Source organism: Streptococcus sp. SS4, from assembly GCF_030440125.1.
Classification (GTDB): domain Bacteria; phylum Bacillota; class Bacilli; order Lactobacillales; family Streptococcaceae; genus Streptococcus.
Genome location: NZ_JAQFJM010000009.1, coordinates 134,466 through 156,053 on the forward strand (window position 1 = coordinate 134,466; position 21,588 = coordinate 156,053).

The window sequence follows — 21,588 nt, forward strand, 5'->3', positions numbered from 1 at the left end:
GCTATTTGACAAGGGAATACAATTACACAACTATAATGTCAGCTTAATGTATCTACCTTCGTTTTCTCAGAAAACGTCCTTTAATAATCTGCCTAATAAATGCCCCTTGTGAACAAATGCACTAAGGATAACATAAAACCAACTAAAATCGTTAGGATTTAGACTTTTTTAGACGATAGAATCATCCTACAATATTAATTTATTTTTAAATAAAAAAACCTTCATTTCTAAGATGAAATAAAGGCTTGGGTTAGAGATATTACCTAGTGAACAAATCAGCTATGGTTTCAATAATGGCATAGAGTAATGGGTATTTTCGTTTTCTGAAGTCTGTTTTATAAAAGTAATAATTCGAAATTAAAAGAAATAATATGACAATGATAATCCAAGCCAAGATAACCATAATTTCTCTCCTTTAAGAAGTCAGTTACACCTAGAGCTTAACGAAGATGGTTCCCCATAACTACCTCTAACTCTTTTTTCCTACATGCAAATATAATACCCATTATAACACGGCTATAGCTCCTCCTTGCGAATATGAGAGGGACAAAATTATTAGGATTTAAGTGTGAAAAAGCATCTGGGTGTACACTGACAGTTTCTCTAAAACAACTCAAAAAAAACCAGCAAACGCTGGTTTTTTCATCTATTTAATCACCTAGAGTTATGATAGGAAAATAATAATAATTTAGATAGGAAAAGGAAAAATTAGCTCTAGATTTTTAAAGTACATAGTAATTAGCGACGCTGTCTCAATTCACCAGTTTTAGCATCGCAGAAGAGGCGTTTGCCACCAACATAAACATAACGTCCTTTCACTTGACGACCTGAACCGTCAAAGTAAAGCTGTTTGCCATTGATGACTTGTTGTCCAGTCACTGCTTGACCTGCTGCGTTGAAGTAATACCAGCAGCCACGTCCAGCTTCGACAAAGCGGTTTACCACTTGCTCACCAGTGTGGGCATCAAAGTAACATTTCTTACCTTGGACAGTAAGCAATTTACCTTTGACTTGAGCACCATTGCTACCAAAGTAGTAAACTTTATTGTTAATATTTTGAAGACCTGTCACTTTGTGACCATCTTGGTTAAGGTAAGCCCATTGGTTAGCCGCCATTTGAATGAATTGGTTGATGACTGCTTGACCAGTGACGGCATCATAGTAACGTCCTTCAGCCCAGCCACCTTTTAGCTGGCTATGGTCTTTGTTGAAGTAATAGAGTTTACCATCAATCACTTTGGCACCTTGAACGAGGCAACCAAAAGCATCCGCATAATACCAGTTGTTGTTTTCAAAGATAAAGCGTGACACAGCCATTTCACCTGTTTGGGCAGAAATGTAGTATTGCTTGTTGCCTTGTTGCATCATCTGACCTTTGATTTGACGGCCTTCTGAGTCAAAGCAGTATTCTTTACCATTGATGATACGTTTTCCTGTCACAGCGTAACCATGTTCATCAAGGTAGTACCAAGCTTGGTTTTCTTTATTTTGAACAAAGGTATTTACAGCCATATTACCAGTATCAGGGATGAAGTAACGGATACGGCCATCTGAGAAGCGAATAAATTTGTCTTTAGCTTGGATACCTGTTTGTGTATCAAAGTAGAAGGTTGTGCTACCCATTTCAAGGAGACCAGTAGCCATGTGACCATAACAATCGAAATAGCGAACATCTTTACGGTAACCAGCAAAATCGTAGAAGCCGTTGATAGCTTTCACACCATTTTTATCATAGTAATAGGTGTAACCATCGCTACCTTTAACAAGTGAGTCACGAGCTTGAAGACCATTTTCAAGGAAGTAATAAGCCTTACCATCGATAACCTTTTCACCTTTGACCTTTTGACCATATTGATCGTAATAATACCATTGATTTTCGCCTACACGGATAAATGAAGACTTGGCATTGTTCGAATCAACACTTGGTTTAGTCTCACCTGAGATGATTTGGTAACCTGAGTTATTTTGCTGGTTACCTTGTGAAATGATAGTGACATTAGCATTTGAACCATTCGAATGCCCTACTGATATGTTTGGAAACAGTTTATTAGAATTCGAAACGATAGTAACATTCGGCGTAGTTCCTGAAGCCGTGATGGTAATCGTCGTATTTCGACCACCATTCCAATGAATGCCGTTTGAGTCAGACGAACTCGTCGTAATTGTCGCAAAACCGCTAGCTGACGATGATGATGACCATGATGATGACGACGAGTAAGAATACCAAGCTGAACTTGATGAGCTTGAAGAACTTGACGCACTAGCACTTACTGATGCCGAGCTGCTACTTGATTGGTAAGCAGAACCCGTTTGTGATGAATTAGAGTTTTGTGTTCCTACGACTTGTGAAGTTTGTGATGAACTCACTTGACCAGATCCACCACCAACTACAGTCTGAGATGAGCCTCCTGTTGAAACAGATGATGAAGACTCGTAGCCTGTACTCGTTTGACTTGCATAGTTAGATGGCACTGCTGACACATAAGTAGCACCTTCTGTTAAGGTTGGTGAATAGCTTTCATTAATCAATGATGCACTTGACTCAATGCCTGCATCTGTTTGTTCAAAACCATCACCATTAGGAAGTGACACTTCATCTGCTTGTGCCGATTGGTCTGCCAAAAGGGCTCCACCCGCAAGTGCAACCATCGACAGCGTACTAACTCCAATAGTCACCCAGTTTTTCTTGACCTTGTGCAACTTAAACCCAACTTTCTTTTCCATAACATACACCTTTCAATATAACTTTATTTCTCTATTCTATGTTAAGGGATTTTGGAAACGAATACAATTACAGATGCATAACTCTAGTCTCATAAGACTAACCTTATGCCCATAATAGATTTCAAAAAACAAGTCTAAGATACATGGTTAAGCCTTTTATATGTTAGAAATCGTTTCCAAAAAACGTTCAGATTTTTTAAAAAGTACACAGAAATTCCGATGTTTAGCCGTTTTAGCTCTTCCTTCATTAAAGGACTGAGCATAATTTAAAGCTAAAGTAAGCAGTTTATTGAGGAATCTATTAATCAAACTCATTGTTTGCTTACAATCTGCTTGGCATATCAAGAGATAGTAATAAAGAAAAGCACTTGAAACAAAATGTTTCAAGTGCTTAAAAGTGGTGAGACTGGGAAGGTACCTACTGAATTTTAATCCAAAAGCATCTAGGATAGTCCCAAAATCACATTTTCTTCTGCCCCTTATCGTTTTCTGACCCAAGCTCCAGTATTGGCGTCATAGTAACGACGTTGGCCTTTAACCCAAACGTAACGGCCTTTGACCTGACGGCCAGAAGCGTCAAAGTAGAGGTGTTGACCGTTGATGACTTGTTCTCCGGTTACAGCTTGGCCTGAGGCGTTAAAGCAATACCAAACACCGCGAGAAACTTGGATAAAGCGATTGGTTACGGCTTCACCACTATTGGCATCAAAGTAGTATTTCTTGCCTCTGTATGTCAGAAGTTTCCCTTTAGCTTGGACACCGTTACCTTCAAAGTAGTAAAGTTTACCATTAATATGTTGAAGACCAACTACCTTTTGACCATTTTGGTTGAGGTAAGCCCATTTGTTGGCACCAACTTGGACAAAGCGGTTGGTTACGGCCTGACCTGAGTCACCATCATAGTAACGGCCGTTGGCCCAGGCACCCTTGACTTGACTATAATCATTGTTGAAATAATAGTGATTACCGTTGATGACCTGAGCACCTTTAACCAGTTTACCATTGCCATCGACATAGTACCACTTGTTGTTTTCCGTCACAAAGCGTGAGCGAGCAATTTCACCGCTATCACCATCAAGGAAGTAACGTTGGTTATTGATTGTGACAAAGTGTCCCTTAACCTGACGGCCTTCATTGTCAAAGTAATACTGCTTACCGTTAATGGTTTGGAGTCCTGTCACGGCATAACCGTTGCTATCGAGGTAATACCAAGCCTTGTTCTCAGGATTTTGCGCAAATCGGTTGACCGCGAGATTTCCTGTATCTGGGATGAAGTAACGCGTGCGACCGTCTGCAAAGCGGATGAACTTGTCTTTGGCTTGAATACCAGTCTTTTCATCAAAATAGAAGGTTGTGCCATACATGTCGTGGAGGCCACGATACATTTGACCGTTGCCATCGAAATAGCGAACGTCTTGGCGAGGACCCGCAAAGTCATAGAATCCATTAAAGGCTTGAACCCCTTTAGGATCGTAGTAATAGACGTGGCCATCACTGCCTTGGCGAAGGACATGACGTAGCTGGAGACCATTGTCTAGGAAGAAATATTTCTTACCATCAATGACCTGATCACCTTTGACCATGTTGCCGTTCTTATCAAAGTAATACCACTGGTTGGCACCGACTTGAATAAAGGTATTCTTAGCAAGGTAGCCACCAATTGAGAGGTATTGGACATCATCTCCAACCCTACGGAAACCACTTCCAGTAATTTCAGTCATTTGTTTAGGAAGGAAGGTTTGACCTGCTTTGACGCTGAAGTATTGGTTGGTAGCGTTATCTTGTAGGACATAGCGAGCTCCAGTACCTTGGATATTGCTTCCATTGAAATACTTGGCTGACCATTGCGTGATTTTCTCATTGGTAGTCAATTTACGGCCGTTTGAAATCTGCACGCGCTCAAAGATTGCTGGGTATTTTGCCTTCAATTCATCAAGGAAGGCACCACCGTACTTGCCTTGGAAGTCATTTCCAAAGGTACGTGTTTTAGCTGCGTAGAGGCTATTGTAGATTTCAGCATTTGGACGTGGCGTTCCGTAGCTATTGGTACGAGAAGCTGTTACCACTTCTTTTCCAGGAAGATTGTAAATTTGGTCTGGAACCCAGTCAGCAATGGCTGAGATACCTTCTGCGTGAAGGGCACGAAGGGCATCCATGAGGTCTTTGAGCGAACCGTATTTGTTGTTCTTACTCATGGCAATATCGTAACGGTCTTCGAAGGCATAGCCATTTTCAATGATAGAATCCAAGAAAGTGCCGTCTTGGCTAGACACGTATTGTGGCGCAAATTCAAAGGAAGTAATTCCCCACTCTTTGAAGAGTTTGGCGTTTTGTGCAATAACATGGTTGGTGTATTGACTTGGTGTCTTAACGAAGTCTTGGAAGTTTGAGAAGCCTTCATAGATAACCTGTGAGTCGAGAGCTGCTGAGGATTCAAAGACCTGCTCACCCTTCTTAGTCGTCGAAGCCTTGGTGCGGGCATCTTGGTTTTCTGAAGCACCTACTGGCACCCAAACCGCTAAATAGCCTGAAACTTCAACGGTTGAATGACCAGTAATATCGTCTGCCGTGAAGGTCAAGTTCCCTTGATTGTCCGTATAGCGAACCAATCCAGCTGGCACATCAGCATCCTTAAGGTAGGTCGCAAGGCCCGTAGATTTGCTGAGGAGCAATGGACGATAGGCTTGATTTTTGTGGGCAGCTCCCATATTAACCACCAGACGGTCATTGGCTCCCAACTTCATATCTGGACGGTTGGCTGTGAGGACTAGCATTCCTTGGTTACGTGTTTCAGCAGTACCAAGTTGATTAGCTTCTTCTGCACCCTTACCATAACGTACAGATGACATGATTTCATAGCCATTGAGCTTAGTAACCTTCATGTCTTGACCACCTGCTACATATTTAATACGAGCACGGAGCAGGGCATCGATGGCATTATAGTATGGTGATTTTTGAGCCATGTATTGGCCATCGTCGGTAAAGAGATCACCGTAGTAAACACGAGTGATACTGTCTTTATTGGTCAACATTGTGGCATAGGCAGCTGGGATATTGTACTGAGTGTACTGTTTATCAGCCTTGCGCATGTCCGCATTGTAGATTTCGAAGGCCTGTTTGAGCTCGTCCATGGTGAAGGTGAAACCATCTGTTTTTGGATTAATCTGCTTACTGATGATATTAGCCAAAACAGCTTGCACTTCACTATCATGAGCACGCACGAAAATGTAGTTGGCATCACGAGGCGTGTGTTTCTGCTCACTTGAACGGTTGTTAAGAGAGTTAGTAATGACACGTTCCAAGCTACCACGGTAATTGCTCTTACGCAAGAAAGTCGTCAAAAGCGTTTCACGTAGCGGATTGTCAATGGACAACTGAGCACCCTTGGTATCCTTGTTGTATTGATGGTCGTTGTAAGACCAGGCTTCAAGGATTGACAAGTGGGCAATAGCGTTGGCTTCATTATCAGCCACACGGTATTTTTCCTTGAAGTAATCAGAAGCAATCTGCAAGAGGTCCGCATCCACATTGTCCACCGCATCGATACGGACACCATCAAAGTTGGCGCTTGGATCATTGCCAAGGATAGAACCAATATTCATGATGTAGTGGAGCCAGTTTAGTTGCTCGGCCTGAACAGCTGGGTTAGAGTTGTCGATATCGTTAGCCAAGAGCAACTCGTAACCACCATTTGAACGGTCGATATGGTATTTGCGTGTCCCTGTTTGGTTAGTCGGTGTGCGGTTCATGAGACGGAAATCTGAATTGGCATGACTTGTCGTACTATTATTGAGGAAGGTCAGAGCGCCTCCTTGCAAGTGGTCCTTACCAACTAAGAGATTGTCCTCACTCTCAGAGTTCCAGCCAGGCTGTGTTTTGATGAAGTCTGACATCAATTGACGAAGCCAAGTGGTATTGCCCTCACGACCGATACGTTCCTCGATTTTAACTTGAATCAAGTCAGCAGCAGATGCTAAGTCGTAACTCATCATATCTGTCGTATAGGTCTTATCACTAAAGCCTTGTTGACTCATATAGTTGAGGTAGTTGACCTGTGTCACCTTGTCTGGCCACCAAGTCATCAAAAGTGGACGATAATCTTTCTCAGTTGAAGGTGTCCAATTTTTTCCATCCTTCAAGATCTGTTTTGGACGGTACCAACTATCAGCCGTCAAGAAATTATCCAAGTGTTCGAAACTCTTGCTTGATGTGTCGTAGGCTTGGTTGTAAACCGCATTGATAGAGTTATTGGGAATGGCATCGGCACGATACAAAGGTTTACTTTGATCCACCATAGCTCCAGTCTCATCGAAATAATAAAGTCGACCATCAAGCTCAATGGCTGTGTTCTTTTTCACGACGCCATTTTCAACATAGTACTGCTTGCCATCGATAGTCTTCAAGTTAGAGGCTACTGGTTTATAGTCAAGACTTGGCTGATTTGGTTGGACCGGCTTGTTAGGTTGAGACGGTTGACTTGGTTGAACAGGTTTGTTCGGTTGATTTGGCTGCGTGACAATGGTCACATTTGGTCTTGTGCCATTTGGACTTGTCACCGTCACGTTTGGTTTAGGCGTGTTTGGCCCTGTGATAATGGTTACATTTGGTGTCGTACCGCTGGCCGTAATTGTGATGTTAGTGTTACGGTTAGCATTGATACGAATAGTGCTATCAGCAGCGCGTGTGGCGATTGATGGAGCTGCATTGGTCAATACTCTAGGAGTGGACTGAGCACTTGTTTGCACACTTTCAGTCTCAATTCTTTGGCTGGTTTGAGCCTCAGTCTTTTTCTGATTTTGACTGTTTGCTTTAGCTGTTGCATGCGATGTTGCTACACGACGCCCACCACTGCGAGTTGCTTTGTGGCTAGGAGTAACTGAAGATTCCGATTGTCCTACCTGATTACTCGGCGTTTCTGACTGTGACCTTTCTTGAACAGTTGCCTGTGTTGTTGCCTGACCTTGTGAGGCCTGTTCCGTAGTCTGTGTCTCTTGGGCACTGGCTTGAGTTTGCGAAGAAACTGTCACTCCCTGACTGGCAACTTGACTAGTTTGTGCTTGAGCAGTTGTCTCTTGGCTAACCTCACTTGCCACCACCTGAGAGCTTATTTCGTGACTTACGCTGGCTGTTGCTACTGCTGACACACTTGCTTGAACACTAGCTTGCTCAGTAACAGTTGTGGTCGTCACTAGACTGGCAGTGCCATCCTCACTCAGTTGCTGCAGGCCATCACCATTTGGCGTACTTGTCTCATCGGCCTCTACTTTTCCTTGAGCTAGGAGACTTCCACCTGCCAAGGCAACCATTGAGAGGGTGGTCACCCCGATAGTTACCCAGTTTTTCTTAACCTTGTGTAGTTTAAAACGTACCTTATTTTCCATCTATATCAATCATCCTTTTTCTGTTGTTTTCTCTACTCTATGATATATTCAGACAAATTACAAATAGGAAAAAATCATCTTCTTTTCATAAATCTCTGCCATGCGCTCAGTTATATTAACTTTGATTAGCAAAAATAAGACCTTACACAACATGTAAGGTCTTAAATAGAAACCTTTCGATTCTCAAACACCTTCAAACACTTATTCTTAAAGGCTTTTGAACATTAAAGTAAGCTTCAATTAACCTTAAGAGATAGCAAAACTATGAGAGAAGTAGCCCTTAAAAAGACAATTCTGAAAAGAAAATTTTAGATAGAAAGACTCTATTTTTTCATCTGACTAAGACCATAGTCTGTCTATGAGTAGCAAAAATTAAAAATATAAATGATTTACACAGGTGAATTCTTATTTGACTAACGAAACTAAATATAGAATCTTTTATGTCACTTCTTTAACATTTTTGATAATTCTATTAGTTTCTATTGTTTATTCTTAAAAAAGGATTATAATGAAACTAGGTGGACGTGTAAGCGTTTTAATTTTGCTTCAAAGGACACTTGGGGATTATCTAAAAGATTGGCATTAGTTGCCTAATGCCTAAATAAGAATCATAGTAGGATGACCATTCCTGAGTCACTTTGAACCATCAAACTAGGGCTCATTTCTAAAAATACAGCATCATTTCAAACTAGAGCTCTAGAGGAGACACCTCATACTAGTAAGCTCTCGTTTTTTGTGTCTTAGAAACCCAAAATAATCGAGATTTTCCCTGCCTAGAAAGGAGGAAAATTCCGAACAGCTCTCGTTTTTCCAGAATCATTTCGTTAGGACTCATGTTTGCCTTGAATAGTCTCACAATACCGAAATTGAGGAGACTTGGAGAAATAAGGATTGTCATTAAGAAAATTGCCCCACATCGTTAGGGACTCTACCCAATGCTCACTTTTCATAAACTCTTATGACAGCCCTTATTTTTTGATATGTAAAAAGTTAAAAATGAAAGGAGAATTATCATGGAAAAGAAAGTACATTTTAAACTTCACAAAGTTAAAAAACATTGGGTAACTATTGCAGTGACAGGACTCACTTTAGGATTGAGTTTTGCAGGCCTTAACTACGCTTCAGCTGAAGAACAGCCTACCCCTGTTAATGAAGCGACTGTTGAAGCCATCATCAAAGAAGGTGCCATTGACGTCGAGGCTCCAGCAACTAGTGAAACCACAGCTAAACCTGCAGAAAACACACCTGCTAGTGCTTCGAGTGAAGCTGCCACAGTAACAGAAACACCAACAGCTAGCTCTGAAGTTGCTTCTGCAGAAACGGTTTCAGAGAAACCAAGCTCCGAAGTCACAAACACCTCTAGTTCAGAAGCAGCTAGTTCTGAAACTACACATTCTGAGGTAAGTGCAACGACTAGTGAGAGTGTTACACATGAAAATACGTCAACAACCACAATTGACAATAATACACCTAGTTCTCAATCATCCTCTGCTGCAAAGAATATCACAGGTGGTCAATGGTATAGCGATGATCAAGGCAATTGGCATTACAAAAAAGATGACAAGGATTTGACTGGTCCAAACCTAATTGATGGACAGCATGTCTATTTTGACAAGGATGGTAAACAAGTCAAAGGAAACTTTGCCCAAGATGGACATTATTATGATGGTGAACTTGGACACCTAAAAACTGAATCTTTTGTTACTACTGGCGATAACCACTGGTATTATGTAGATAAGACAGGTGAAAAAGTGACTGGTCTTCAAGAAATTGGAGACAAAACTTACCACTTCAATGACAAGGGGCTTCAAACAAAAGGACAAAGAGTGATTATTGATGGAAAAGGATATTATTTCCATCCTGAAAATGGCGAACTTTGGAATAATAAGATTGCGCTTTATCATAGTACTCGCTATGTTAACGGAACCAGCGACGATATTTATTTCTACTATGACGATGACGGTAATATCTACACTGGCCCTAAAACCATCGACGGTAAAGAGTACTACTTCCAACCAGCCATGGTCTATTATTCTAAATTCAAGAATCCCGATGGCACTGAAAGTTATTACAATGAACAGGGTCAAAAAGTCTATAATGGCTGGGGTAAAATCAGATACATGTATCTGAGAGGATACCTCTGGACACCTTCCGTTTATGCTGATGAAAATGGACATGTTGTTCATGGATTCAAGCGAATTAATGGACAACTCTACTATTTTGATGAATCTGGTTCGCTAAGAGATGATGTCCCTGGCAGCCCAAACCCACTGTTCCAAGTTGATGGAAACTGGTACTATGCTCAGTTTTCTAGTTACATTAACGGGGTAAGAGGTGCTATCCTCACTAACGCTTTAACTTTAATTTCTGTAGATGGTAAATACCCAGCATCAATCGCAGATGAAAATGGTAAATTGACTCCAGTTACAGCACAAAATAGTTATGTTACTGCTGGAGGTAATTGGTACTATGTTGATAAATCTAGTTATCCTTTAAAGGGGGAACAAGTTATAGATTATGTCAATGTCTATTTCCGTGATGACTATTCCCAAGTTAAAGGAGACTTTGCACCAAATGGCCATTATTATGATAAAGATACTGGTGCACTCGTTACCAACCGCTATGTCGAAAAGGATGGCAAGTGGTACTATGTCAATGATAAGGGAGATAAATTAGTTGGTCAGCAAACCGTAGACGGTGTAGAAGTCTATTTCAATGCAGACGGAGTTCAAGCCAAAGGTATTTTTGCCAATGCTGATCATTTCTATGACAAAGACACAGGTGCTGCTGTCCGTGACCAAATCGTCGAAGTCGATGGCAAACGCTATTATGTTGGTCCAGATGGTAGAAAAGTTTACTCAGGAACACATATTGTTCATGGTGAAGAAGTGAATCTTATCGTTGGAGATGGTCATCAGGCCTTCGGAGAATTCACAGGTCACGGAGATAGTGGAGACTATATCGGATTTGATGGTAAAAAGGTCACAAAAGCTGGTTTCGTCAGAACCAAAGATAATCACTGGTACTATCTAGACGGTAAGGGAGGCAAATTAGTCTCAGTTCAAATTATCGATGGCGAACTCTACTATTTTGGACTCCCTACTCGTAAATACTACTACGGAATGCAAAGTAGAGGTGAGCTCATCTATGCGCATTACAGTGATATTACCCCTTACAGAACCCACATTTACTATCTAAACGAATCAACCGGCGCTGCTCTTAAAAATCAGTACCATGAATGGGAAGGTAGTTGGTATTACTTTGGTCCAAACTGGTACGCCTTGACCGGTGAACAAACCATTGACAACGTCCCAGTCTACTTCCACAGTAATGGTAAACAAGCTAAAGGGGAACTAGTAACCGTCGATGGTAAAATCCACTACTACGATGCCAACTCAGGTGCCCGTTTGTCAAACATTACCATCACTATTAAGGGACAAACCTATCATTTTGATGCTGATGGAAATGGAACACTTATTAGTTAGTGTGGTTATAGAGACATCTTCTCAATAATGACGGTTTAAAATGCTTGCAACCACTCAACACAAAAGGAAGTCGTTTTTAGATGACTTCCTTTTTTATCTCACAAATAAATATTCACCCACTTTAAGAAAACTTTAGGCTTTGCTTTATATACTATAACCATCCTAAAACTTTTCTTTTTCATAATCTCCTAAATCCAGGGCTTAGGTCCTGGATTTTTTTGTGTGGAAGATTAATCATGTGAAGAGTTTAGCATTATAGTTTGTCTTGTTTGGCCTGGGTTACCATCTCTAGAAAATAGGCATGAACTCTTGTGTCACCCGTTAATTCTGGATGAAAAGATGTCACTATCATCTGCTTTTCTCTAGCTGCCACGATAGCCCCATTGACTTGTGCTAGAATCTCCACTTCTGGTCCAACAGCTTCAATAATCGGCCCACGAATAAAGACCATTGGGATTTCCCCTATTCCTTTAAATTCAGCATCTGTGACAAAACTGCCCAATTGGCGACCATAGGCATTTCTGGCTACATTGATGTCCATACTTGCCAAATGTTTTGTTTGGTCCCCTACTATAGTTTTGGCCAACAAAATCAGACCTGCACAAGTCCCAAATACAGGTAGTCCTGCATCAATTTTCGCCTTTATCAAGTCAAACAAGTCTAAATCATGCAAGAGTTTCCCCATGACTGTCGACTCTCCCCCTGGTAGAATGAGCCCGTCTAAATCAGCGTGAGCTTCCCAATCCTGTCGATTTCTGATTTGAACCGTTTCAACCCCAAGTACTTTCAAGACCTGCTCATGTTCTGCAAAAGCACCTTGCAAAGCCAGTATTCCGATTTTTGTCATCTATTTTCCTCGCTCTGCCATTAAGATTTCAATTTCATCCTTGTTAATACCAACCATGGCTTCCCCTAAATCTTCTGACACTTGCGCCAAAATATCTGGACGATTATAGTTAGTCACTGCTTTGACGATAGCTTCCGCACGTTTTTTCGGATCACCTGACTTGAAAATCCCTGAACCAACAAAGACACCTTCAGCACCCAACTGCATCATAAGGGCAGCATCTGCTGGCGTCGCTACACCACCTGCCGCAAAATTGACAACCGGCAACTTGCCATGTTCATGGACATAGCGGACCAAATCAATTGGCACCTGCAGGTCTTTAGCAGTAATATAGAGTTCATCTTCTCTAAGATTTTGAATACGGCGAATTTCTTGATTCATGAGTCGCAAGTGGTGAACAGCCTGGACAATATCACCAGTACCAGGTTCACCCTTGGTACGAATCATAGATGCCCCTTCTGAAATACGGCGAAGAGCCTCACCAAGGTCCTTAGCTCCACAGACGAAAGGCACATCAAATTTGGTTTTGTCCACATGAATAAGATCATCAGCCGGTGTCAAAACCTCACTCTCGTCGATATAATCAATCTCAATCGCCTGCAAAATCTGTGCTTCCACGAAATGACCAATACGCACCTTGGCCATCACTGGAATACTAACAGCGTCCTGAATTTCCTTAATCATCTTAGGATCACTCATACGTGACACACCACCCACCGCACGGATATCGGCCGGAATGCGTTCCAAGGCCATGACCGCTGCCGCTCCTGCCGCCTCAGCGATACGTGCCTGCTCAGGATTTTGAACGTCCATGATGACGCCTCCCTTAAGCATCTGTGCCAAATTTTTATTTAAGTCGTAACGATTTGTCATTGCAATCACCTCTCATGTTTTTATGCCCTTTATTTTACACAGGATGATTTTTGAAAAAAAGACTCTTTTTCTCAAACTGTATGGGGACAATTGCTCTTTCAATCATATCTATAGACGAAAAAATAAATAAATTAGGAAAACTCTTTTATAGGCTATAACTATCACGAATATAAGAATCTTTTTATAAAATCATGGCGTTTTTGTATCCGTTTTCTATTGAAGTTATTAGAAAATAGGATTAAAATATAATCGTAAATTAATTTTTGGTGTTCATGATGTTTTAAATGTCACAGCATGAATTTACCAAGTCACCATACAAGGGGGAAAATTATGGAAAACAAAGTTCGTTTCAAACTTCATAAAGTTAAGAAACATTGGATCACAATCGCTGCCTCAAGTTTGGCTATCGGGGCTTCACTAATTGGACTAGGACAGGTCGGAGCCGATGAAGTCAAACCAGAAACGACTGCTGTTAACAGTCCTGAAAATGTCGTCTCTGACAGCAATCTTGAGACAAGTGCTAGCCTTATAACAAGAACCGAAGTAGCTCCAACGAGTACAGTTGTCGAGAATACTTCTAGTGCAGCAGTATCTACTGACACTACACCTACTAATGTCGCTACTCAGCCAATAGAAACAACTGCTACACAGCCTAGTAACGAGGCCGATAAAAAGGTTGAAACCGCTCAATCTAGTGAAACAACTATTGCTGATAGGGGTGCTGAAGTCTCATCTGAAACAAGCGACAACGTAACTACTTCACAGGAAACACCCTCACAAGGTGGCAAGTTCACATCCGATGATCAGGGTAACTGGTATTACCTAGACAGTGAAGGCCACAAACTAACTGGCCCACAAACCATCGACAGCTTCAACCTCTACTTCCATGACAATGGCATCCAGGCAAAAGGTGAAAAAGTCACTATTGATGGCAAGGACTACTACTACGATAAAGATAATGGGCGTAAGGTAACTGATACAAGTATTGAAGTAGATGGTAAAACTTATCTAGCAGATGCTGATGGTATCCTAACCGAAAAAACACAACTACCTACTCAGGTCGTGACCGGTGGTCATTTCCAATCTGACAACCAAAAAGATTGGTATTACTACACTGCCAACGGTGAAAAATTGACTGGTTGGCAAAATGTTGATGGTGTCATCCTTTATTTTGATAAAGATGGGAAACAAGTCAAAGGACAAGAACGAGAGATTGGTGGAAAATACTATCGATTCGATGAGAATGATGGTTCTCTATTAACGAATCAGTGGCATCACACTTCAATTTTCAATGGCTATAGGACAGAACCTCAATATACAACTTATACTAATTACTTAGGCGAAGATGGTGCTGCATTTATTGGATGGCATACCATTGACAGTAAACGTTATTATTTCAAACCTGACGGACTTTTGGCTAAAAATGATACTGTCACAATTGATGGGAAGATTTATCTTTTTGATTACCAAGGACAATTGGTCAAGAACAAATATGGCATTGTTGAAACTCCTTCAATGTTCCATGCAAACACTTCTACCTACCGTACCAATGCTAACGGCGAAGTCTTAACTGGTAAACAAATTATCGATGGAAAAGAATATATCTTTGCTTTAAAGGGTCAAGTTCTTGATGGTATCATAGGTTATGACAGCAAACTTTATCTAGTCACAGATAGTAAAATAGAAAAAAACTATTTTGGAGCCCTTTTTTCAAAAAAAACATTTTGGGGCGGGCCTAGTTTCTCTGGAATCTATGGAACTGATAAAAACGGTGTCCTCCTCGAGGGCATCCAACGAGGCTCTGATGGTCACCTTCACTACTTCCAACCTGAGGTAAAAAGTGTTGATAAGCCTACATGGAAAGAAATCGATGGCAAGCGCTATCGTCTAACAAAATCATATCGAACAGAAAGATATGCTGGTATGTACACCACTATTATCCTTACTAACGACACTTTGAAAGTCGATGATAAGACCTACACAATTGATAATGAGGGAGTAGTGACTGAATTTACGGCTAAAAACCAATTTGTTCGCGATGATTTCTGGAACTGGTACTACTACGACAAAGAGGGCAAACTCCTAACAGGCCGTCAAACCATTGATGGTGTTCAACTCTACTTTGATAAAAATGGTAAGCAAGTCAAAGGTAGCCTAGTAGACATTGATGGTAAAACTTACTACTTTGACAAAGACAGTGGGGCTATGTGGACGAATACCACTCTCGAAAAAGACGGCAAAACTTATATCATCGATGAAAACGGTGTGGCTACTGAGAAAGTGAATTAAAAAGGAAAGACATAATATTTCTACCACTTTAAGAAAACTTTAGGCTTTGCTTTATATACTAAAACCATCCTAAAACTTTTCTTTTTCATAATCTCCTAAATCCAGGGCATAGGTCCTGGATTTTTTTGTTTTTAGAAAAGTCTGTAGCAACTAAAATCATTCCCTCTCTCACTCGCATCACAATGTAATCGTTTTCTTATTTTTGTCTAAATTTCTTATTTTTTCTTGAAAGTCTCTAAAATAGCGCTATAATAGGACTTAGGAAATGGAGGAAAAAGTATGAAAGTACATTCTAATTTTACTGGACCTAAGTCCAAAAAACGTCTGATTGCATTCTCATGTGCAACTGCTCTTGCAAGTTTTGCCTTTATCGCAAAACCTGCCTTCGCTGAGGAAGCTAAGGCTGACAATGCATCTAACCTTGATACGACTGCTGCTACCACTGCCAATGTAGAAACTACCGCAGACCTCGTCGAAACAAAGGTTGTCGAAGCACCTGTTACTACTGAAAATGTGGCTAGCACAGAAAACACCACAAATGTCTCAGAACAAGCCTCAACTTCTACAGCAAGTTCTGAAACTGCCAGTGAAACAGCTTCAACAACTACAAGCGAAAGTCAAGCACCTGCAGAATCGGTCTCAGGCCAAACACGCGAAGCTGTAACTACAGACCGGGCTGCCAGTGAGGCTGCATCAGCAACCGCAGATACCAATAGTGAAACCAATGTTACCGGTGGTCAATATTATAGTGATAGCCTTGGTAACTGGTATTATAAGGATGCTAGTGGTAAGAACCTAACTGGTGCACAAAAAATCGATGGGGTCAACGTTTATTTCGATGAAAATGGCATACAAGTCAAGGGAAACTTTTCAAAAAATAAACAATACTATGATGCAGATTCTGGTGCTCTTGTAACGGATCGTTATATTAATCATCTTGGTGGTGTTTACTATGTTGATAAAAATGGTGAAACATTAAAAGGTGCACAAACCATTCAAGGAAAACAAGTTTATTTCAATGATTACAACGGCCTTCAAGTTCGAGACGGATTTGCTAGCAATGAACACTTCTACGATAAAGATGGTAACCTTGTAACAGATAGCTATGTTTTTAGCACTAAATACAACTATAACAACACTATCTATCCTTTCTATGTTGATAAAAATGGCGACAAATTAAAAGGTGAACAAATCATCAATGGAAAATCTGTCTATTTCGATAAGTATGATGGAGCACAGGTGCGTAATAGCGTTGCTGACAATGGGCGTTTCTATGATCAAGATGGTAATTTAGTTGATCTAGGGAAAAAACACTACGTGTTCATCGATAACCATTGGTTCTATGTTGATGAAGATGGAAAGATACTTAAAGGTGAACAAGTCATTGATGGTGTGAAAGTTTACTTTACCCCTTATTACGGATATCAAATTAAAGGGGATTTTAATTCTGACGGCCAATTCTATGACAAGGATACTGGCGAGCTCGTGACAAACCGTTATATTCAATTAACACGCTACGAATCGAACGGCTCTATGGCTCCAACTCTAGAGACCCATTGGTATTATCTTGGGTCAGACGGAAAAGTGGTAACAGGTCCACAAGTTATTGACGGCGTTCGTGTCTACTTTAACTATAGAGGACACCAAGCCAAAGGAGACTTCGGCTACGATGGTTATTATTATGATAAAGACACTGGAGCACTCGTCAAAAATAGCTTTGTCTCCTTAGAGCAACCATCAGGAACCCTTATTTATTACCTCGATGACCAAGGCAATACAATTAAGGGAGAACAAATTATTAATGGTAAGCATCTCAACTTCGGTGAATACGGTATTCAAGTTAAGGGAAATTTCGCACCTAATGGACTTTTTTATGATGCAATTACAGGGGAACCTGTTACTAATCGTTATGTTCAAATCAATGACCTGAGTAACTCATATAATACCCATGAAAATAAAGATAAATGGTTCTATATCGGTTCAGACTCTAAAGCTCTTAAAGGAGAGCAAGTCATTAATGGCGTAACCGTATTCTTTGACAAAGATGGGGTTCAAGCTAAAGGGATTTTCGCAGATGACGGTTTCTATTATGATAAAGATTCTGGTGCACGCGTTAATCTTGGAAACAATCAGTTTGTTCAAGTGAACGGCAACTGGTACTATCTTAATAACGAAGGTAAAATTGTAAAAGGTGAACAAGTCATTGATGGCAACAATTTTTACTTTGATAAAGATGGCAAGCAAGTTAAAGGGAACTTTGCTGAAAATGGAGCGTACTATGATGAAAATTCAGGAGTACAAGTAACCAATCGTTATATTAACTTCAATAACAATTGGTATAGAATCGGTGCTAAAGGTACTCCTCTTAAAGGTGCCCATGTCGTTGATGGTCATAATGTTTTCTTTGACCAAGACGGTAAACAGATTAAGGGCGACTTCGCTTCGGATGGCTACTATTACAGTAAAAATTCAGGAGACCGAGTAGACTTAGGACAAAATCATTATCAAAACATAAACAATAATTGGTATTATATTGGTAATGACGGCAAACGCCTTACTGGTGAACAAGTCATTGATGGTGTCGAGGTCTACTTCGATAGTACTGGTAAGCAGGTTAAAGGAAACTTTGCTGAAAACGATTCATTTTACGATAAAGATAGTGGTGCCCGCCTTAAGGAACAATTTGTCGATTTGAATGGAAAGACTTATTATGTTGATGCTAAAGGCAAAAGACTTAGAGAAGGGGGAGTTCGAACTATCAATGGTAAAGAGTATACCTTTACGGGCGGTGCAGATCCCCACCTTGCTAGAGAAGAATTTCTATATCCTTACGGCTACTCTTCATTCTACGATTTGAATAACAAAGAAGTCAAAGGGCCTCAATTCGTTAAGGCCAAAAACGGTAATAGATATTACATTACCGCTTCTGGTCACGTCCCATTAGGGCTTCACATTATCAACGGAGAACTTTATATGTTTGATGCTCCGACAAATAAATATGCTGATGGTAGGGTTAGTGCGAATGGCTTGACTAAAGACTATTTCCCATCACTTATTCCTAATGGTAGCCATATCTATTACTTTGATAAGGAAACAGCTACTGCTATAAAAAATCAATATAAAGAGGTTAATGGTAACTGGTATTACTTTGGACCTAATTGGTATGCACTAACCGGTGAACAAACTATTGATGGGGCTCATGTCTATTTCCATAGAGATAGCAAACAAGCTAAAGGGGAACTAGTCACTGTAAATGATAAACTTCATTATTATGATCCTAACAGTGGTGCACGTACTGAGAACACTACCCTCACTATCGAAGGTAAGACCTACCATTTTGATGCTGAGGGAAATGGAAAACTCCTCAATTAGTGTAAGTGAGCAGTAAGCATTATGAAAAAGTAATTCCATCTTCCACTTTAAGAAAACTTTAGGCTTTGCTTTATATACTATAACCATCCTAAAACTTTTCTTTTTCATAATCTCCTAAATCCAGGGCATAGGTCCTGGATTTTTTTGTTTTTAGAAAAGTCTGTAGCAACTAAAATCATCCCCTCTCTCACTCGCATCACAATGTAATCGTTTTCTTATTTTTGTCTAAATTTCTTATTTTTTCTTGAAAGTCTCTAAAATAGCGCTATAATAGGACTTAGGAAATGGAGGAAAAAGTATGAAAGTACATTCTAATTTTACTGGACCTAAGTCCAAAAAACGTTTGATTGCATTCTCATGTGCAACTGCTCTTGCAAGTTTTGCCTTTATCGCAAGACCTGCCTTCGCTGAGGAAGCTAAAGCTGATAACTCATCAAACCTTGATGTGACTGCTGCTACCACTGCCAATGTGGAAACCACAGCAGACCTCGTAGAAACAAAGGTTGTCGAAGCTCCTGCTACTACTGAAAATGTGGCTAGCACAGAAAACACCACAAATGTCTCAGAACAAGCCTCAACTTCTACAGCAAGTTCTGAAACTGCCAGTGAAACAGCTTCAACAACTGCAAGCGAAAGTCAAGCACCTGCGGAATCAGCCACAGGCCAAACACGTGATGCTGTAACTACAGACCGAGCTGCCAATGAGACAGCTTCAGTACCTAATGAAACAAACGTCACTGGTGGTCAATACTATAGTGATGACCAAGGCAACTGGTATTATAAAGATGCCAGTGGTAAAAACCTCGTAGGCGAACAGACTATCGATGGCCAAAATGTTTATTTCCGCAGTAATGGGCAACAAGTTAAGGGGCCTTTACTCGATAGGAATAATAATCTATTTCGTTACTACGATGTTGATACTGGGCAACTATGGACGAATCGATACCTTGAATCCCAAGGTAATTGGTACTATTTAGGTAAAGATGGCTATCCACTCACTGGAGAACAAACTATCAATGGTCAAGAAGTCTACTTCGATTATAAAGGTGTTCAAATCAAAGGTGACTTTAGCGGAGAGGACTATAGCTATCCAGATCAAACTTTCTATTACGACTCTAACTCTGGTGCAAGGGTCCGAAAAGAAGGTCTAGTTCAGAATAAAAAAGGCCAAACCTTTTACATCAAGAACGATGGTTCTAAATTTACAGGAATACGTGAAATTGATGGTAATATCTACTATTTCAAAGCACGTGAAGCTGCCTCTCCTGTTGATACCGGCGTCCTACAAAAAGGAATCAGCATTTTACTAGAAGAAGGGCAAAATTCACCACGTACTTATGGTTTTGGTACCCCTACTAATATTACCCGTCGCTACTATTTTGACTCAGTTACTGGTCAAGCCGTTAAAAATCGCTATGTCCAAGAAAATGATGGCTGGTACTATTATGGTGCAGATGGAAATGCTATTCGTCCTCAAGATGGTGAAGTCAATATAGACGGTCAAATCGTTTACCTATATGCTAATGGTCGTCAAGCTAAGGGAGAGCTTGTTCTCGACAATGGTGTTCTTCGCTACTATGATCCTAATTCTGGAGCACGCGTCTCTAACACCACTCTAACAATTAATGGTATGACCTATCGATTTGATGAAAACGGCGTAGGTATGGATGCTCCTAACCCAAATGGTTATTATAGCGACGATAATGGAAACTGGTATTATAAGAACGTAAATGGAGACAACCTCACTGATGCTCAAATCATTAACGGTCAAAAGTTATTTTTCCGCGACAATGGTCAACAGGTTAAAGGTGCTTATGGTGATTCCTACGGTGATTTATACGCATTCTACGATATTAATTCTGGAAATCTTGTAACCAATCGTTATGTTGAATACATGGGTAATTGGTTCTATGTAGGTAAAGACGGTAAGCCAGTCAAGGGAGCTCGAAATATCGATGGACAAGATGTCTTCTTCAACTATCGAGGGGTACAAGCTAAAGGAGGATTTGGTCAAGATGGCGTCTATATGCCTGAGTACTATTACGATAAAGATAATGGTCGCAAAGTAACCAAAGCTGGGTTTGTTAAAGATAACAGAGGCTTAACTTACTATCTTGACGAGAAAGGTAACAAAGTCCTTGGACTTCATGAAATCAATGGTGATTTATATTACTTCCGTCGAGGAGGTGCCTATAAGTACACCCAACTGGGTGACATGTGGCAAGACAGTATTAATTACATCGATGGTAAAATCTACTACTTCGGTCATGACGGTAGAGCAATTAAAAATCGTTTCTATCAATGGGGTAATTACTGGTACTACTTCTATGCGGATGGTTCAGCAGCTACTGGTGCCGTTCAGATTAATGGACAACAACTTTACTTCGATAAAAATCATGGTAGACAAGTTAAAGGCGCTTTTGCACCAGATGGTCACTACTACGATGAAAACTCTGGTGAACTCGTCACTAACCAAACACGTACTATCAAAGGTGTAACTTATCATTTTGATGAAAATGGTAACGCGACTAAAGTTTAAGCTATTCCTTACTTTAAGAAAACTTTAGGCTCTGCTCTGTATACTATAATCATCCTAAAACTTTTCTTTTTCATAATC

8 protein-coding genes are annotated in these 21,588 nt (G+C 40.5%); 4 read left to right on the forward strand and 4 right to left on the reverse strand.

Annotation, left to right across the window (positions count from 1 at the left end; all coding sequences use genetic code 11):
* Positions 1 to 738: 738 nt before the first annotated feature.
* Both PCY16_RS09125 and PCY16_RS09130 read right to left on the reverse strand, forming a co-directional pair.
* Positions 739 to 2,724 carry a KxYKxGKxW signal peptide domain-containing protein gene (locus tag PCY16_RS09125; RefSeq protein ID WP_037601148.1) on the reverse strand — a complete coding sequence of 662 codons (1,986 nt, stop codon included), beginning with the start codon at positions 2,722 to 2,724 and terminating at the stop codon, positions 739 to 741.
* A 479-nt stretch (positions 2,725 to 3,203) separates the two neighbouring features.
* Positions 3,204 to 8,105: a glycoside hydrolase family 70 protein gene (locus tag PCY16_RS09130; protein WP_195413954.1), complete on the reverse strand. Its 4,902-nt coding sequence runs from the start codon at positions 8,103 to 8,105 to the stop codon at positions 3,204 to 3,206.
* 1,013 nt (positions 8,106 to 9,118) lie between these two features.
* On the opposite strand from PCY16_RS09130, the gene PCY16_RS09135 reads away from it, so the two are divergent.
* Positions 9,119 to 11,590: a KxYKxGKxW signal peptide domain-containing protein gene (locus PCY16_RS09135; RefSeq protein ID WP_195413955.1), complete on the forward strand. Its 2,472-nt coding sequence runs from the start codon at positions 9,119 to 9,121 to the stop codon at positions 11,588 to 11,590.
* A gap of 253 nt (positions 11,591 to 11,843) precedes the next feature.
* Here PCY16_RS09135 and pdxT read toward each other — a convergent pair whose 3' ends face one another.
* Entirely contained in the window at positions 11,844 to 12,437 is a 594-nt protein-coding gene (pdxT, locus tag PCY16_RS09140; protein WP_195413956.1) for a pyridoxal 5'-phosphate synthase glutaminase subunit PdxT, read from the reverse strand.
* Positions 12,438 to 13,310, reverse strand: coding sequence for a pyridoxal 5'-phosphate synthase lyase subunit PdxS (pdxS, locus tag PCY16_RS09145; RefSeq protein ID WP_064525332.1), 873 nt, complete (start codon positions 13,308 to 13,310; stop codon positions 12,438 to 12,440). It lies immediately after the preceding gene.
* A gap of 330 nt (positions 13,311 to 13,640) precedes the next feature.
* On the opposite strand from pdxS, the gene PCY16_RS09150 reads away from it, so the two are divergent.
* The 3 genes from PCY16_RS09150 (at position 13,641) to PCY16_RS09160 (ending at position 21,510) form a co-directional block, all read left to right on the forward strand.
* Positions 13,641 to 15,599: a KxYKxGKxW signal peptide domain-containing protein gene (locus PCY16_RS09150; protein ID WP_195413957.1), complete on the forward strand. Its 1,959-nt coding sequence runs from the start codon at positions 13,641 to 13,643 to the stop codon at positions 15,597 to 15,599.
* Between the two features lie 279 nt (positions 15,600 to 15,878).
* Positions 15,879 to 18,971 (forward strand): hypothetical protein, encoded by a 3,093-nt coding sequence (locus tag PCY16_RS09155; protein ID WP_195413958.1) that lies wholly within the window; start codon positions 15,879 to 15,881, stop codon positions 18,969 to 18,971.
* Between the two features lie 298 nt (positions 18,972 to 19,269).
* Positions 19,270 to 21,510: a glucosyl transferase gene (locus PCY16_RS09160; protein WP_301354536.1), complete on the forward strand. Its 2,241-nt coding sequence runs from the start codon at positions 19,270 to 19,272 to the stop codon at positions 21,508 to 21,510.
* The last annotated feature ends 78 nt before the right edge of the window (positions 21,511 to 21,588 follow it).